Here is a 14,901-nt window from a genome sequence, read left to right as displayed (position 1 = left end):
CTTGCGGTATGCTTACGGTCATGGAGACTTCCTGGTCGAGTCTGAGTGTATTTTTCCCGGTGTTTAACGAGGCGGCAGCGCTGCCCGGGGTGATTGAGAACGCCGAGGCGGTGTTGGGTTCGCTGGGCCTTGATGCGTATGAGATTATCGTGGTGGATGATGGCAGTACCGACGGGACGGCTCAGATTGCTGATCGCTTTGCTGCGCGCAATAAGCGCGTACGGGTTGTGCATCATGCGCATAATTTGGGCTACGGGGCGGCATTAATCAGTGGGTTTGGGGCGGCGCGGTACGAATGGGTGGCGTATACCGATGGTGACGGCCAGTTTGAACTCGGTGATATTCGTCGGTTTGTTGAGCCATCGAAGCGGGTAGACGTGGTGCTAGGTGAACGCCGGCGGCGAAACGATCATCTGGGCCGGCGCGTGAACGCCTGGCTGTGGGGTTGGCTGGTGCGGTGGATTTTGGGGTTGGACGTGCGCGATATTGATTGCGGTTTTAAGTTGTTTCGAACTGAGCGGGTGCGCGATTTGGGCCGGCTTGAAGCGCAGGGGGCGGTGATTTCGGCTGAGCTGCTGGTGAAGTTGCGGGCGCGGGGCTGCCGGTGGGAGCAGGTGATGGTGGAGCATTACCCCCGTCGCGGCGGTGAGCCTTCGGGTGCGCGCTTGGGGGTGATTGTGCGAGCAGGAAGCGAATTGTGGCGGCTGCGAGGGCGGAGCGGCCGCTCGTCGTCTTCTAGCGCCAAGTCGTAAGCCACATGTGCTGGGCGATTTCGGCGGGCGTGAGCGGGATGCCGTAGCTGAGTGGGGCGAAGTAGATGAATCCGATGACGGCGAGGATGAGTACGCCGATGTAGAGGTACTTTGAGGTGGGGGTCGAAAATTGCCAGGGGTGGGGGCGGTCGTGCATCCAATCGGCCAGCGCGCCGAGCAGAATGACGGCGAAGGCCAGGCTATAGATGAGGGCAAAAAAGTAGTGGTACAAGAACATTACGCGGACGATGCGGCTAAAGGGTAGGAAGTTCATGAGGTAGCCAAGCGCCAGGAAGCCGAGCGCGAAACGGTAGGGCCGCAAGCGGGCGAGGGCGCCGGCTGAGGCTAGCATTCCGGCGACAATGACGATGAGCAGGCCGTACCAAACGGCGGGATTGCCGAGGAGATAGATGTTGCCTTGGGTGCCGTCGGGTTGGGTTTGGCCCTGCCAGTAGTAGACTGGACGGATCATGAGCGGCCAGCTGGTCCACTTGGAGCCGTACGGGTGGGTAGCGGTTTTGAGGCCTTCCTCGGATTGGCTCATGGCATTGTTGAGATCGATAAATTTCTCGACGAAGCTGAGGTGAACCGTGGGGTTGTAGTTGGGATTGCCAATGAGCGTGGATTGGAAGCGTTGCGGCATGAACGCATCGCCCTGGCCGGTTTTGGGTAGCAGGCTAAAGTGGATGGCAAAGACACTGAGGTAAACGATTGCTGGCACGATTGCCAGTATGAGGGCCTCGATGAGACGTTTGGTCCACGAGAAATACTGATGGTGCCGGAGGTGGTCGGTGAGCCAAATGACGCCAATGAGGCCCAGGGCGGCGAGGCCGGTCCATTTGGTGCTGGCGGCGAGGCCGCCACAGGCAGCGGCGGCGCTGAGTAGGAGCAACCGCCGGCGGCCGGAGCGGTGGCGGGCGGCCAGGAAGCAGGTGACGGCGGTGAGGCCAAAGAGAATGAGCAGGCTGTCGATGAGGATGAAGCGTGATTCCACGAGCAGAGCGTTGTCGAGGAGCAAGAGCGCCGCGCCGAGGGCGGCGACTCGTCGGGAGGCACGTAATTGCCGGAGAAAGAGATAGAACACGGGGATGATGAGCGCGCCCGCGATGGCGGGCAGTACGCGCAAGGCCACGGCCGGGTCGTTGCCGGTGAGCATGGTGGGGTTGAGGTGCGCGAGCCAGGCCCAGCCGCCTAGCAGCAATTTGCCCAGTGGGGGATGGGGGTCGAAGTAATATGAGCCAGTGAGGTAATCGCCGGCATAGACTTTAAAGTAAACTTCGTCGAAGACTACGGCGGCGGGAGCAAAAACATCCCAGAGTCTGGTAATGAGCGCTGCTGTGGCGAGGATGATGATTTCTGGATAGCGGCGCAAGAGCTTCATGGGGCTATTTTAGCAGACGGTTAATAGATGTACTTAAACTCCCTGGCGGCGGCCCAGCGGAAGCTCTTGACCCCTACGCCGCGATAGTTCATCTCGGAAATGTAGACAGACTTGGCATCGGCCGAAACTTGCTCTACGAGTGCGACGTGGCCGTATCGGCCTTGGGACGTCCAGGCGATGGCGGCTACGGCCGGTACCGTGCCTACGCTCCATTTGCTGGATATGGCGTGGTAGTACCATGAGACGGCATTGCCCCAATTCGGCGGGATTTGGCGGCGGCCGGCGACGTACGAAGTACACTGGCCTCTGGCGTAGTTGTTGGGGTAGGTGCGGTCGGACGCCATGGTGCCGGGCGGGAGGAGCTGGCCGCTGGGTCCGCTGGCGAGCAGCGAGGCGTGTTCGGCCTTGGCGAGGCTGGCGCCGGCTACCTCGGTGGTGGGCGAGGTGTTGCTCGCTAGTCCGCCGCGTTGGCTGGGGTTTTGGGCATGTTGCCATTGGGTGTGGGAATCCGAGAGTGATATTCCCATGGTGGTTTGCCAGAGGCCCACGACTACGCACCAAACGGCAAGCGCGATGAGGCTGCGGCCGAACAGACGAGGGTTGTCGCGCAAGATTTGAGCTGCCACGGTACGCAGGGCCTGCCAGTCGGGTTGGCGACGGGTCTTGTGATTACTGGGGACTAGATATGCGGAAACGGGTGAACGAAAACCTAGCATGTGGGCAGCCTCGACCGAGTTCGTAAACGGCCTTATCAAACACAATCAGTTATCTTATAGGGTGGGAGTGATATTGCAAGCATAGGCATGATGCTGGGTCATGAACTTGGCGTGGGTGAGGCGAGAGCGTAAAGTGGGGCAATAATGGCACCGCAAAGACAGTATAAGCGAGTGGGCCGAGTGATCTTGGTGGGATTGTTCGCGCTCGTAGCGATCGCCGGGCTCAATTATGAGCCTCTGATGAATGAGTATGCCTTGGCAACGTATCATCCGGGCGCGCAGCTCCGCGCGTATGAAGGCCGCGTGAGCCTCACGGCTGTGGCTCGGGCCACGCTATACCGGGCTGATCCAAAATTTGACACTAAGACGGCTTTTAACGCCGATTGCAATACGCAGCCTCACGAGCTGGAGTTGGGCTGTTATTTTCGCGGTCGAATTTTTATTTTACAGATAGATAATGCTAGTTTGGCGTCGGAAATGGATGTGGTGACGGCGCATGAGCTGCTCCACGGGGTTTGGGCAAAAATGAGCGCATCGGAGCGGAAGAGCTTGGGGGCTGAGCTTGAGCGGGTATATAGCGGGTTGAGTGACAGGGATTTGCGTGATCGGATGGCTAGCTACGCCAAGAGCGAGCCGGGCGAAGAGGATAATGAGCTTCACTCGATCCTGGGAACCGAGTACGCTCACTTGTCGCCATTGCTCGAGGCGCATTATGCCAAGTATTTTGAGAGTCGAGATCAGGTCGTGGCGGCGCACGCTTCGTACCAGGCGGTGTTTGATTCGCGGCGCAGCGAGCTGGAGACCGAGCTTGTGACGATCCGGGCCGAAAAGGGTCGCTTGAGTGTGATGAACCGGCAGCTTGATTCTTATAAGTCGGCCGGTCAGATTCAGGCCTACAACGCCCTAGTGCCGCAGCAGAATCAATTGGTGGATGATATTAATGACCGCATTGCGCGCTACCGCACTGGTGTGGATGAGTACAATGCGCTGTCGAAGAGTCTTGATTCGCAAGAAATTACGGATACCGAAGCGCCGGCTCAATAATTGGGCAGTGGTGTGGGCGGTGTTGCTCGGGCGCAGTTGGGCTGAGGGTCAAAATAAGAAACGGCCCTTGGTAGAGCCGTTTCTGGACGAGAGTTTGTTCTTTTTTGTTTTGAGTACTTTTTTTGTGCAGGTACCTATAGGTAGATTACTGCTTACACTTAAGCCCGTCAAGCTACTTTTGCTCAGTATTTCAAGCATTAGCGTTTTAGCTGGCGAGCGATGTCGCGATCGGTGTCGCGGCGTTTGATTGACTCGCGCTTGTCGTAGCGCTTCTTGCCCCGGCCGATGCCGATTTCAATTTTGATGAGAGCCCCCGCGAGCAGCAGGGCAGTGGGTACGACACTGAGCCCGGTTTGTTTGGCGGCGATCAGGGTTTGGATTTGGCGGCGGTGGAGCAGGAGCTTGCGCGCGCGCGTGGGGTCGATGGCGGTTTTGTCGTTGGCGTGGGAGTAGGGGGTGACGTGGGCGGCTGTCAGGTAGGCTTCGTTGTCGCGCAGGGCTATGAATGAGCCCTTGAGGCTGCCAAAGCCGGATTTGAGGCTCTTGACCTCGTCGCCAGTGAGCACGAGCCCGGCCACGAGAAGTTCGGTGATCTCATAGTCGAAGCTGGCCCGGCGGTTTTTGGCGAGGACTTTCATGGGGCTCATTATAGCTGGTTATGAGTTGGAGCGCGCGGCTGGTATAATTCGGCTCGTAATGACGCGCAAACAGCTCGAAAACCAGATCAAGAAGACCGTGGCGGCGCAGCTGGGTACCGAGCTGGATTTGAGCCGGCTGGATGTGACGGTACCGGGCGACAGCCGGTTTGGTGATTATGCGACGAATGCGGCGATGGTGTTTGCGGCCCAGCTCGGCCGGCCGCCGCGTGAGGTGGCGGCCGAGCTGGCCGAGGCGCTGCAGGCGGCTATCGATGACATTGAGACGGCGGAGGTGGCGGGTCCGGGGTTCATTAATGTGACGTTGAGCGGGCGCGCGATGACGCAGGCGGCGCAGGCGGCGTTGGGCTACCGGCCGGAGCTGTACCGGGGCCAGAAAGTGGTGGCGGAATACTCTGACCCTAACCCGTTTAAGCCGCTGCATGCGGGGCATCTCTATACGACGCTCGTGGGTGATACGGTGGCGCGGTTGCTGGAGTTGGCCGGCGCCGATGTGGTCCGGGTGACCTACGGGGGCGATGTAGGCCTGCATGTGGCGAGGGCCATGTGGGCGATCATCCGCTTTTTGAACGGCGAGAACCCCGAGGCAATGGCCAAGGTGCCGGCGGGCGAGCGGCCGCAGTGGCTGGGCCAGCGTTATGTCGAAGGTACTTCGGCCTATGAAGATGACGAGGCGGCGCGGGCGGAGATCATTCTCATGAATAAGCGGGTGTACGAATTACACGCGAGCGGGGATCGTGATTCGCCGTTTGCGCAGCTGTATTGGATGGGCCGTACCTGGAGCTATGATTATTTTCCGGAATTTTATGCTCAGCTGGGAGTGCGGGCCTTTGACCGCACGATTCCGGAGAGCGAGGTGACGCCGCTGGGGATCCAAACGGTACGGGAGCAGCTGAAGGCTGGGGTGTATGAAGAGAGCGATGGGGCAGTGGTGTTTCGGGGTGAACAGTATGGGCTCCATACGCGGGTGTTTATTAACTCCCAGGGGTTGCCGACGTATGAGGCCAAGGATGTGGGGTTGTTGCTCACGAAGTGGCAAGACTATGCCTTCGATAGATCGATCGTAATTACGGCAAATGAACAAGAGCAATATATGGCGGTGATGCTCAAGAGTGTGGAGCAGTTTGCGCCCGAACCGGCTCGGCGCAGTCGGCATCTGACCCACGGAACGGTAAAATTGGCTGGGGGGGTGAAAATGAGCTCTCGCAAAGGCAATATCGTAGGCGCCTTTGATATCTTGGAGGCAGCGACCGCGGCGGCCCGGAGTATTGTACCGGCTTCGACCCACGAGACGGTGCTAGCGGCGGTGAAGTACGCGTTTCTCAAGCAACGCATTGGCGGCGATATTATTTACGATCCGAAAGAGTCGGTGAGTCTGGAGGGCAGTAGCGGACCATACTTGCAGTACGCCCATGCGCGGGCGCGGAGCATTTTGGCCAAATCGCCGGCGGTTGACGCGCGGCAGCTGGTGGATCTGGATGCGGCCGAGCGCCCGGTGGCGGCTAAAATCGCGGAGTATGCGGATGTCGTACAACGTGCGGCTGAAGAATTGATGCCCCATCACGTCGCGGGCTATTTGTATGAGTTGGCGCAGGTGTTTAATCGGTTTTATGAATCAAGCCGGGTGATTGGTGATGCTCGTCAGCCACAACGGTTGGTGTTGGTGGGGCTGTATGCCGATGTTTTGGCAGCTGGTTTGGGCTTGCTGGGGATTGCGGCGTCGGAGCGGCTATAGCTGCTAGGGTTTGAACGGGAAGCTGACGAGACGGTTGTCGAGCGTAGCAAAGATACGGCCGGTCTTGCTGTCGTAGGTGGCATCGGTGAGCGATTTTCCGCCCTGTACGGTGATTTGTTTGCTGAAGGCTAATTGATCGTTTTTGCCTGTCCAGAGGGCGATGCGGGTGGTTTTGGTGCTCGTTCCGATGATGAGGTCGCCTCCGGCAACCGAGCGTAGGTTGGTGATGGTGCCCAGGCTGGCGGGGAAGTTGGCGGATTGTTTGAGGCTGGAGCCGAGGTACCTTTGGAGCGTGGTGCCGCTGAGGAGGTAAATCCACCCATCGACGGCTAAACTATCAAACTTGGTGCCGGTTGCTGTTGTAGAAATGTAGTCGGTTTTGGGCGAATAGCCGGTGGCATTGCGAACATGTTTGTAGACGGTTGAGTCTCCAAGCAGATAGAGGTTGGGCCCATATGAGGCTATGGAGCGGGATTTTGGCCAGTCTCCATAGGCCAGAGTTTGTTCGGCCAGGGTGTCGGTGGCAAACCGGTAGAACCAGACTGATGGTTTGCTGGTGAGGATGAATATCCCATCATTGTTTGCGGAAACCGTTGTTGCCAAAACATCATTTAGCTTTGAGGCGTCGGCTTTTGAGTCTTTTTGATCGCCGGTTAGGAGGTTGATGATAGCGATAGCGTTGTGGTCGCCGGTGTCGATGGTGTAGGCATGAGCGCCGTCCGTTTCGAGATGCTCCGGGCGGCCGGATTTTCCGCCGATTTCGGCGACGGTCATGGGGCTGACCTTGGTGAGGCCGTCGAGCTCGTCGAGGGCAGTGGCGACGAGTTTTTTGAAGTCGATCACCGTAGCCGGCTCGCCTTGGTAGCGCGGCTGATTTTGGAGCTGATGATTGATATTGGATTCTTGGCCGGCTAGCTTGGTGAGTGCGGTTTGGACGGACGACAGGGTGTCGTGAGCTGTGGCTTTGTCGCCGGTCGCTAAGGTGTCTTTGGCCTTCTCGTAGCGCTGAAACAGGTCTTGGTAGGCGGCAAATTGTTTGGTATTGGCAGACTCTGTACTCGAGTGCCAAAGGCTAAAGCCGATGGCTGCGATGCCAATAAGCACGATGAGGCCGGCCGCGCGGCGTCCGCCGCTGGTCGCGAGTAATCGGCGGACGCCGGCAGCTGCGGCCAAGCTAGCGCGGCGCAGTCGGGGCTGGAGGCGGCTCCAGCCGGTGCGAGCGGCTTGCGCCGCGCGTTTTGAGCCTTCGGCCGAGGATCGCGCGAGGGGAGCGGCGACACTAAGGGCGGCTTCGGCGAAGTTTTCGCGATTGCCGAGTTCGATTTCATTGGGTTCGTCGGAGCGGACTTTGAGCGCTGCTAGCTCGGGCGTGGTGATATCGACGACGACGGCTGCGATGCGCAAGGTGCTCGTGCCTTCGAGCAGTTGGCCCAGCTCGGCGATGGCGGCGTTGGGACTGGCAGAGCCGATGACCGTCTGGAGTTTGGCGAGCGGCACCTGATGAATGAGTGCGGGGGTAGCCAGAAGGAATTTGTCGCCGACCTCGAGCTGGCCGGTAGCGATTGAGCTGAAGGTTTTGGAGGGCGTCGTGGGCTTGCCGGACTCTGGCTGGCTGATGCGCGACACGGCCTTGCCGCGGTACAAAAACGCCTCGGCGGAGCCGGTGTGGGAGACGTGTAGCTCGTCGCCTACTTGGACGGCGATAATGGCGCTGAGTTTGCCGATCCATGAGGCATTGCCGCGACCAACGTATTCGGAGAGTTCGTGATTGGTCTGCTTGATGGCAGCTTCGAATCGGGCCAGGGGATCGAGTTCGTCGGTGGGGTCATTGAAGTATTTGTCGCCGGCGGCTTGGATGACGAGATCAACGACCTCTTCGCTGGCGCGTCCCGAGGTGAGAACCTCGATGACTACGTAGAGGTTGCCGAGTCGAGCTCCGGCTTCGTCAGCTTCGGGCTCATATACATAGGCCGTCACGAAGCTGGCGCTGTGTTTGGGTCGCTTGGTATAGGGCACGAGCCTGGCTGTACGCGAGATTAGGTCAGACACTCTTAAATCACCTCTTATGGTTATTATACCATCGCCGTACCGGGCAGCGTCTAGGGGTGGCTGGTAGAATAGGGGTATGGCCATTCTCGATAATCTTAATCCGGAGCAGCGAGCGGCGGTGGAGCACGACGCCGGCCCGCTTTTGGTGGTGGCCGGCGCTGGGACGGGTAAAACGCAGGTTATTACGCGTCGCATTGCTCATTTGATAGAGCAAGCGCGCGTCAAGCCCGGTCAGATTCTGGCTTTGACCTTTACCGAGAAGGCGGCGCGCGAGATGGAAGAGCGGCTGTACGAGCTCATTGGCTGGGAATCGTTTCAGGTTCCGGTGCTGACGTTTCATGCTTTTGGGGCGGAACTTTTGGGGCGCTTTGCGACCCATATTGGCCGGTCGATTCGTGGGGGGTTGATCAACGATACGCAAAAAACGTTGCTTTTACAGCAACATTTTCCAGAGATATCATTACGGTATTATGGGCCGCAGGCGAATTTGTACGAGTTTTTGGAGGGTGTTGTGGGGTATATTGGCTTGCTCCAAAATGCTGGGGTATCGTCGAAGGATTACGGGGATTATGTTGACGGGCTGAGGGCAGAGCCGGGTGATCTCCACCCGTTGGAGGTGGCGGAGCAAGGTGATTTGGCGGCTTTGTATGGCCTGTATGAAGCGGTAAAAGCTCAAACGGGGGTATATGACTACCATGATCAGCTTGAGCTGCCGTTGCAAATCTTGCGTGAGCGTCCGAATCTGGCGCAGCGACTGGCAGCGGAATATCGCTATGTGTTGGTGGATGAATACCAAGATACGAATAGTGTTCAGGACGAGCTGTTGCGGATGTTTGTGGGGGCCGAGGGCAATATGTTTGCGGTGGGTGATGATGATCAGGCAATTTATGGATTTCGGGGAGCCGACATCTCCAATATCTTGGGGTTTGCGGATCACTACAAGATTGCCGATCCGGCGGTCTTGGTGCAGAACTACCGGTCGGGTCAGGCGGTGTTGGATGCGGCCTACCGTTTGATTCAGCACAACAATCCCGAGCGATTGGAGTCGAAGCTGGGTATTAGCAAGCGGTTGCTGGGGCAACACGACGAGAGTCGGGTGGAGTTTACGCCCTACGCGAGTCCGGCTGACGAGCAAGAGGCGGTGGCGGATGATATCGCGCGGCGGCTAGCACGGGGAGAGCCGGCGGCCTCGATGGCGGTGCTAGCGCCTACGCATGCGCCGCTCAAGGCGTTAGCCCGGGCGATGGCGCGGCGATCTATTCCGTATGCGATTGCGAGCTCGGTGAGTATTTTTGAGCAGCCGGAATTGCTCGCGCTGTGGTATGTGCTGAAGTGGATTGGCTGGCAGGCAGATGATAACATGATTGCGCACATCGTGTTGGGTCCGTTTGGAGGCTGGACGGCGGCGGAGTATGCGGAGCTGCTCGAAGTGAGCCGCCGGGACCTAGTGGGCATCGAAGAGGTGATATATCGGCGGGAGACGCAGCGCACGACGGCATTGGCCGATAAGCTGGATGAATGGCGGGCGTGGGCCAAGGAAGTGCCGGTGAGCCAGCTGGGATTTCGCCTGGTGTTTGATACGGGACTGGCGGAACGCTGGCAGCGGGCGGGCGAGGACAGCCCGCGGATGACGCGTGTGTTTGAGGATTTGCGGCGCCTGCTGGAGCAGATGCAGGATTTTGAAACCGTGGCGATGGTGGGCGATTTGGGCTCGTATCTGCGGGCGTTTCCGCAGCCGCCGGCGCTGGAGGTGACGGAGCCGTTGGGTGATGCCGAGGGCGTGCAGCTGCTGACGGTACACGCAGCCAAGGGGCTGGAGTTTGATACGGTGTACTTGGTGCAGTGCACGCAGCGGAGTTGGTCGGGCAGCCGCAGGCTAGGGCGGGTGGTGCCGACGGGTTTGGTGCGCGAGCAAGTGCTGCCGCCGGATCATGAATTTCGGCGGCTGATGTATGTGGCGGTAACCCGAGCCAAGCGTACGTTGCTGATGAGCGCGGCCGTATCGACCGCTGGTGGCAGCAAGCAAATGGTGACGCCGTTTATCGCGGAAATGCTCGGTGGTGGGTATCGCCTGCCGGAGGTGACACCGAGTGTGGCTGGTCCCGGTGAGTCAGAATTGATGAGTAAATTACAACGCTTTTATCCTATTGAGCATCATTTTGATCGCGAGCGCCTGCCGTTTGAGACGGTTGATGGTTGGCTGGAGCTGAGCGTGACGGCTCTGGGGGGATACGATTTTTGTCCATTTGAATTTTATTTGCAGGATGTGTTGAAAATAACGCAACCAATGGGACCGCAGTTGGGTTTTGGGAGTGCCCTGCACAAGGTGTTTGAAATTTATTATAAGGGTACGATGGCGGGGACAGTTCCGGAGGCGGCGGATTTGAGTAACGTGCTTAATAGCGCGTGGAGTAGTCGGGGTTATGCGACGGCGACTGAGGCTGAGCAGGATCGGTTGTTGGCCCAGGAGACACTCAAGCGTTTTTATGCGCGCGAACGGGGTCTCAATCGCACGGTTGTGGGCAGCGAGGTGCCAGTACGATTTGAGCTTCCGGAAGCCAAATTGCGTCTGCGCGGAAAGATCGATGCGCTATTTGGGCACGGTGATGGCTATGAGATTCGTGATTTTAAAACCGGCCGCACCAAAACCTCGGCGGAAAAGCTCACGAAGCAAGCCAAGGAAAACTTTCAGCTCCGGTCGTACGCGCTGGCTGGGAGCCAGCTGCGGGGTGCGCCGCCGGCGGCGGTGGTGCTGGATTATGTGGTGACGGGGGTGGAAGGCGAGGCGGTGCTGTCGGAGACGATCCTGCGTAATCATCATGATAAGCTTTGTGCTATGGCGGAGCGTATTCGACGGCGAGATTTTGCACCCAATCCATCGGCGTTGCACCAGTGCGCCGCGATTCGGTATTACGGCACTGGTGAACTCGACGAATTGACGCTCCAGCTTCAAGCGGGAGGCGGCTCGTGATGCCTAAGCGTGATGAGGCTTGGTTGCAGGCTATGCTGGACAAGATCTGGGATAATTATTTTCCGGAAGTGCCGCAGGTAAATGATGTGCGGATTGGGTTTGGGCGCCGCACCAAGCGCCGGCTGGGTTCGATCAGCCTTGATCCGCACGACCGGAAGACGAGTATTATCACTATGAACGGTTTGTTTCGGCGGGAGGATATTCCGGAATTTGTGGTGGAGGCCACCTTGTTTCACGAGCTCACGCACTATGCTCATGGGTTTAACTCGCCGCTCGATCGGGCTCAGCGCCATCCGCATGCCGGGGGCGTAATGCGGCGGGAGTTTGCGGAGCGCGGTCTGCTGGAGCTGTATTTGCAGCAAAAGCGCTGGCTCAAAGAACACTGGCTAGCGGTGTTGACGGCGGAGTTTGGGGTGCCGGCGGTGCGACCCCGCAGTGGTGGGCGGGTGCGGCGGGTAGTGGCGCCGAAACCGTTTTGGTTTATCGGTGAATAGCGTAGGTACTGGCAAATTTGCCAGGTTTGAGCTAAGATAACGTGGTTCAATCAAATGCGGAGCCATCGGGGTGTGGCGCAGCTGGTAGCGCGCAGCGTTCGGGACGCTGAGGCCGGAGGTTCGAGTCCTCTCACCCCGACCATTCAAGGAAGCTCACGGGTTTGTGGGCTTTTTTGATGTTTCATGGGATTGAATTGTGCTAGATAAATGATAATTTTATTCCGATATTGAACTTGATTTTTGCTATAAATATTACATTTGCGTAATTAATCCGGCGTAGATGCCGGTGTGTTCTTGACCCTGCCATTCTGGGGCTTTTTCTCGGCGTACGCATCCTGGTACTATTCCATTTTTTGGAATGGTTGCCCAATGGTGAAAAATTATAGCTCTGCCAAGGTAAACTTACAGGTGATTTTCTAACTATTCCAAAAAGTGGAATAGTACCGTTGCAGATGGGTGGCGAGTCGAAGGTATATGGTGTTGGATGGTAAGATTATTGTATGCAGGGGCAAATCGAAGCTTTTAAGAATGAAGTGCGCCGGGCGGCGGCCGAGCCGGGATTTGTGCACCACGCCTGGTTTGCGCAATATCACCTGGAGTTGGTGGACGCATTGCGGTTGAGCTGCTCGATATCTATCCGAAGGCGGACCGAGATTTGGTAGTAGTGATGGTGTGGCTCCATGACTACGGCAAGCTACTGGATTTTGAGCATCAGTATGAGAAGACGCTGACGGAGGGGTCTAAGACCTTGGCGCGGCTGGGGTTTGCGCCTGATTTTGCGAGGCGAGCGGTGGATTACATTGGGATCCTTGATCGGAAATTGGAGCTTGATCTGCATGAGGCGCCTTTAGAGGTGCAGATAGTGAGCTCGGCGGATGCGGCATCGCACTTTGTGGGGCCGTTCATGGCGGTGCACTGGAAGGAAAACCCGGATTTGAGTGTGGAAGAGCTCATGGCCAAGCAGCGGCGGAAGGTGGCTAAGGATTGGGACCGGAAGATGGTCTTGCCGGAGGTGCGTCGGGCGTTTGCGGGGCGCCGGCGCGTGGTTTTGGAGCAGGCTGGGGAGTTGCCGGAGAAGTTCCTGGCGTAAACGGGGAGGTTTTGGCGTAAAAGCGAACGGACCGAACATGAGGATGTTCGGTTTTTTGGTGGGTGCCTGTGGAAAAGATGGGGATAAATTAGGGCTCAACGGTTTCACCTGGGAGCGACGGTGGTAATTTAATACGCTCGCAACAGATAGGGGAGCGGGACTTTTGGCCTCGACGTATAAAAACTGTTGACCCCTAAATCGTTTAGGGGTATATTGGTTATGGAGTTCAAAAGTGCAGGTAAGGAATTCTCAGTTCGAGAAATCTCTTCTCAATCAAATCGCCCGAGTCTCAAGCAGTCTCGAGCGAGAGGTGGAAAATGAGCTAAAGGTCAGTTTTAAACTGACCTTTTCTCAGTTCCGGGTCCTGAATGGCCTACTGGCGCTCGGCGAGGCGAGCGGGCGCGAGTTGGCAGGCAGCCTGGAGGTGACACCCGCGGTCGTAACGCGCCAAGCAGAGGCGTTGGGTTCGCGCGGCCTGGTGACAACGAAGCAAAACCCGCGTAGTAAGCGCGAAAAAGTGCTGGCGCTGACCCCGAAAGGGGAGCAGGCGGTGGTAGATGCGGCGGTGGTGATTGCGGACCGGCAGAAAGCGATTTTTGCGAATTTGAGTTTGAAAGATGAGACGGCGTTTGAGCGTGCGATTGAGGCGCTCGGTAAGGCGCTCGAATAATCTCGTTCGGTACTTGTTCGGAATTGGGGGAGCTGGTATAGTTTATTTTATGGTTATTTCGATACTTCTGGGAATCGTATTGGTGGTGGTCGCGGCCGGCTTTGGACTGGTGCTGTGGCGCCTTGGTGAGCTGCGGCGGGGGCTAAGCGATGCTCCTGAGGTGCGCAAAGATTTGGTGGAGGCCTTGGGGGGAGTGGAGCAGCGGCTCAAAAATGATCTGGGCATGAATCGGCGCGAGCAGGCCGAGGAGCTCAAGCGGGTGGGGGATTCGCTGGACCGGCGGCTGGCGAGCCTGGCGACTACGCAGCGGGTGAGTTTGGAGCAGATGACGCAAAGTAACGAGGCCAAGCTTGAACGAGTGCGCAGCGTGGTGGAGAATCGATTGCAGCTGATGCAAAAAGATAATAACGAGAAGCTCGAGGTGATGCGCGCAACCGTCGATGAGAAACTCCATGCCACGCTGGAGCGACGTTTGGGCGAGTCGTTTAAAATGGTGTCGGAGCGGTTGGAGTCGGTACATAAGGGGCTGGGTGAGATGCAGACGCTGGCCGCGGGGGTGGGGGACCTCAAGAAGGTGCTGACGAATGTGAAGACGCGGGGCACATGGGGGGAGGTGCAGCTGGGGAATCTGCTTGAGCAGATCATGACGCCGTCGCAATACGAGAAGAACGTGGCGGTGAAGAAGCGCAGCGCGGAGCGAGTGGAGTACGCGATCAAGCTGCCGAATGGGCCGGATGAACATACGCCGCTGTGGCTGCCGATTGACGCGAAGTTTCCGGTTGAGGATTATCAGCGACTGATCGCAGCGCGTGAGATGGCGGACCCAGTGCTCATGGAATCGATTAGCAAAGATTTGGTGGTGCGGATCAAGGGCGAGGCGAAGGATATTCGCGATAAATACATCGCCCCGCCGGAAACGACCGATTTTGGAATTTTGTATTTGCCGACCGAGGGTCTGTACGCCGAGATTACGCAGCGGCCGGGGTTGCAGGAGCTGCTGCAGCGCGATTATCGCGTGATGGTGGCGGGCCCCAACACGATTGCGGCGCTGCTCAATAGTTTGCAGATGGGCTTTCGCACCCTCACGATCGAAAAGCGTTCGAGCGAGGTGTGGCAGATACTTGGTAGCGTTAAGAGTGAGTTTGGAAAGTTTGGCGACATGCTGGAAAAGACACACAAGAAGCTCCAGGAGGCTAGTAATACGATCGAGACGGCCGCGACGAAGTCTCGAACGATTGAACGGAGGCTCGATAAGGTAGGGGATCTGCCTGAGTCTGTCTCGGTTTCGCCCCAAGCGCTCGTCCAGCCGGTTGGTGAACCAGAAGAGTAGGCGGATTGTAGCC

Annotated in this window: 13 protein-coding genes and 1 tRNA gene; 10 read left to right on the top strand and 4 right to left on the bottom strand. The window is 57.8% G+C overall.

The window, feature by feature from the left end; all coding sequences use genetic code 11:
- Window positions 1-20 precede the first annotated feature (20 nt).
- The gene (locus VMT30_01020) at window positions 21-752 is read left to right on the top strand and encodes a glycosyltransferase family 2 protein (GenBank protein ID HVQ43531.1); all 732 of its coding nucleotides are present in this window, start codon (window positions 21-23) and stop codon (window positions 750-752) included.
- On the opposite strand, the gene VMT30_01015 is transcribed toward VMT30_01020, so the two are convergent.
- Window positions 736-2,133, bottom strand: coding sequence for a phospholipid carrier-dependent glycosyltransferase (locus VMT30_01015; protein HVQ43530.1), 1,398 nt, complete (start codon window positions 2,131-2,133; stop codon window positions 736-738). The two genes, VMT30_01020 and VMT30_01015, sit on opposite strands and share 17 nt — an antisense overlap.
- Before the next feature lie 20 nt (window positions 2,134-2,153).
- Window positions 2,154-2,849 carry a CHAP domain-containing protein gene (locus VMT30_01010; protein ID HVQ43529.1) on the bottom strand — a complete coding sequence of 232 codons (696 nt, stop codon included), beginning with the start codon at window positions 2,847-2,849 and terminating at the stop codon, window positions 2,154-2,156.
- Window positions 2,850-2,993: 144 nt separating this feature from the next.
- Here VMT30_01010 and VMT30_01005 point away from each other — a divergent pair, with 144 nt between their 5' ends.
- Window positions 2,994-3,893: a hypothetical protein gene (locus VMT30_01005; GenBank protein HVQ43528.1), complete on the top strand. Its 900-nt coding sequence runs from the start codon at window positions 2,994-2,996 to the stop codon at window positions 3,891-3,893.
- A gap of 197 nt (window positions 3,894-4,090) precedes the next feature.
- Here VMT30_01005 and smpB read toward each other — a convergent pair whose 3' ends face one another.
- On the bottom strand, window positions 4,091-4,531 hold the full coding sequence (gene smpB, locus VMT30_01000; GenBank protein HVQ43527.1) for an SsrA-binding protein SmpB: 441 nt from the start codon (window positions 4,529-4,531) through the stop codon (window positions 4,091-4,093).
- A 58-nt stretch (window positions 4,532-4,589) separates the two neighbouring features.
- Here smpB and argS point away from each other — a divergent pair, with 58 nt between their 5' ends.
- Window positions 4,590-6,284 (top strand): arginine--tRNA ligase, encoded by a 1,695-nt coding sequence (argS, locus tag VMT30_00995; protein ID HVQ43526.1) that lies wholly within the window; start codon window positions 4,590-4,592, stop codon window positions 6,282-6,284.
- 3 nt (window positions 6,285-6,287) lie between these two features.
- Here the strand turns inward: argS and VMT30_00990 are convergent, their stop codons facing one another.
- Window positions 6,288-8,333, bottom strand: coding sequence for a hypothetical protein (locus tag VMT30_00990; GenBank protein ID HVQ43525.1), 2,046 nt, complete (start codon window positions 8,331-8,333; stop codon window positions 6,288-6,290).
- Between the two features lie 76 nt (window positions 8,334-8,409).
- Between VMT30_00990 and VMT30_00985 the strand changes: the two genes are divergently transcribed.
- The 7 genes from VMT30_00985 (at window position 8,410) to rmuC (ending at window position 14,888) form a co-directional block, all read left to right on the top strand.
- Entirely contained in the window at window positions 8,410-11,304 is a 2,895-nt protein-coding gene (locus VMT30_00985; GenBank protein ID HVQ43524.1) for an ATP-dependent DNA helicase, read from the top strand.
- A complete protein-coding gene (locus tag VMT30_00980) occupies window positions 11,304-11,798 on the top strand; it encodes a hypothetical protein (GenBank protein ID HVQ43523.1) in 495 nt (164 codons plus the stop codon). Before VMT30_00985 ends, VMT30_00980 begins: the two co-directional genes overlap by 1 nt.
- Window positions 11,799-11,864: 66 nt before the next feature.
- Window positions 11,865-11,940, top strand: a tRNA-Pro gene (locus VMT30_00975).
- Window positions 11,941-12,298: 358 nt separating this feature from the next.
- Complete coding sequence (locus VMT30_00970; GenBank protein ID HVQ43522.1) at window positions 12,299-12,460, top strand: hypothetical protein; 162 nt, start codon at window positions 12,299-12,301, stop codon at window positions 12,458-12,460.
- Window positions 12,454-12,888, top strand: a complete 435-nt coding sequence (locus VMT30_00965) for a hypothetical protein (protein ID HVQ43521.1) — start codon at window positions 12,454-12,456, stop codon at window positions 12,886-12,888. Before VMT30_00970 ends, VMT30_00965 begins: the two co-directional genes overlap by 7 nt.
- A gap of 232 nt (window positions 12,889-13,120) precedes the next feature.
- The gene (locus VMT30_00960) at window positions 13,121-13,558 is read left to right on the top strand and encodes a MarR family winged helix-turn-helix transcriptional regulator (protein ID HVQ43520.1); all 438 of its coding nucleotides are present in this window, start codon (window positions 13,121-13,123) and stop codon (window positions 13,556-13,558) included.
- A 49-nt stretch (window positions 13,559-13,607) separates the two neighbouring features.
- Complete coding sequence (rmuC, locus tag VMT30_00955; GenBank protein HVQ43519.1) at window positions 13,608-14,888, top strand: DNA recombination protein RmuC; 1,281 nt, start codon at window positions 13,608-13,610, stop codon at window positions 14,886-14,888.
- Window positions 14,889-14,901 lie beyond the last annotated feature (13 nt).

It is taken from the genome of Candidatus Saccharimonadia bacterium (assembly GCA_035544015.1).
Classification (GTDB): domain Bacteria; phylum Patescibacteriota; class Saccharimonadia; order UBA4664; family UBA4664; genus UBA5169.
Note: the sequence above shows the minus strand (reverse complement) of the source record. Positions and strands in the feature narration are given on the sequence as shown.

Bases quoted from the DNA above. Each gene is read 5' to 3' on its own strand.
- VMT30_00970 (HVQ43522.1), top strand. From the start codon at position 12,299: ATGCAGGGGCAAATCGAAGCTTTTAAGAATGAAGTGCGCCGGGCGGCG.
- VMT30_00985 (HVQ43524.1), top strand. From the start codon at position 8,410: ATGGCCATTCTCGATAATCTTAATCCGGAGCAGCGAGCGGCGGTGGAG.
- VMT30_01015 (HVQ43530.1), bottom strand. From the start codon at position 2,133: ATGAAGCTCTTGCGCCGCTATCCAGAAATCATCATCCTCGCCACAGCA.
- VMT30_00980 (HVQ43523.1), top strand. From the start codon at position 11,304: ATGCCTAAGCGTGATGAGGCTTGGTTGCAGGCTATGCTGGACAAGATC.
- VMT30_01005 (HVQ43528.1), top strand. From the start codon at position 2,994: ATGGCACCGCAAAGACAGTATAAGCGAGTGGGCCGAGTGATCTTGGTG.
- VMT30_01010 (HVQ43529.1), bottom strand. From the start codon at position 2,849: ATGCTAGGTTTTCGTTCACCCGTTTCCGCATATCTAGTCCCCAGTAAT.
- argS (HVQ43526.1), top strand. From the start codon at position 4,590: ATGACGCGCAAACAGCTCGAAAACCAGATCAAGAAGACCGTGGCGGCG.
- smpB (HVQ43527.1), bottom strand. From the start codon at position 4,531: ATGAAAGTCCTCGCCAAAAACCGCCGGGCCAGCTTCGACTATGAGATC.
- rmuC (HVQ43519.1), top strand. From the start codon at position 13,608: ATGGTTATTTCGATACTTCTGGGAATCGTATTGGTGGTGGTCGCGGCC.
- VMT30_01020 (HVQ43531.1), top strand. From the start codon at position 21: ATGGAGACTTCCTGGTCGAGTCTGAGTGTATTTTTCCCGGTGTTTAAC.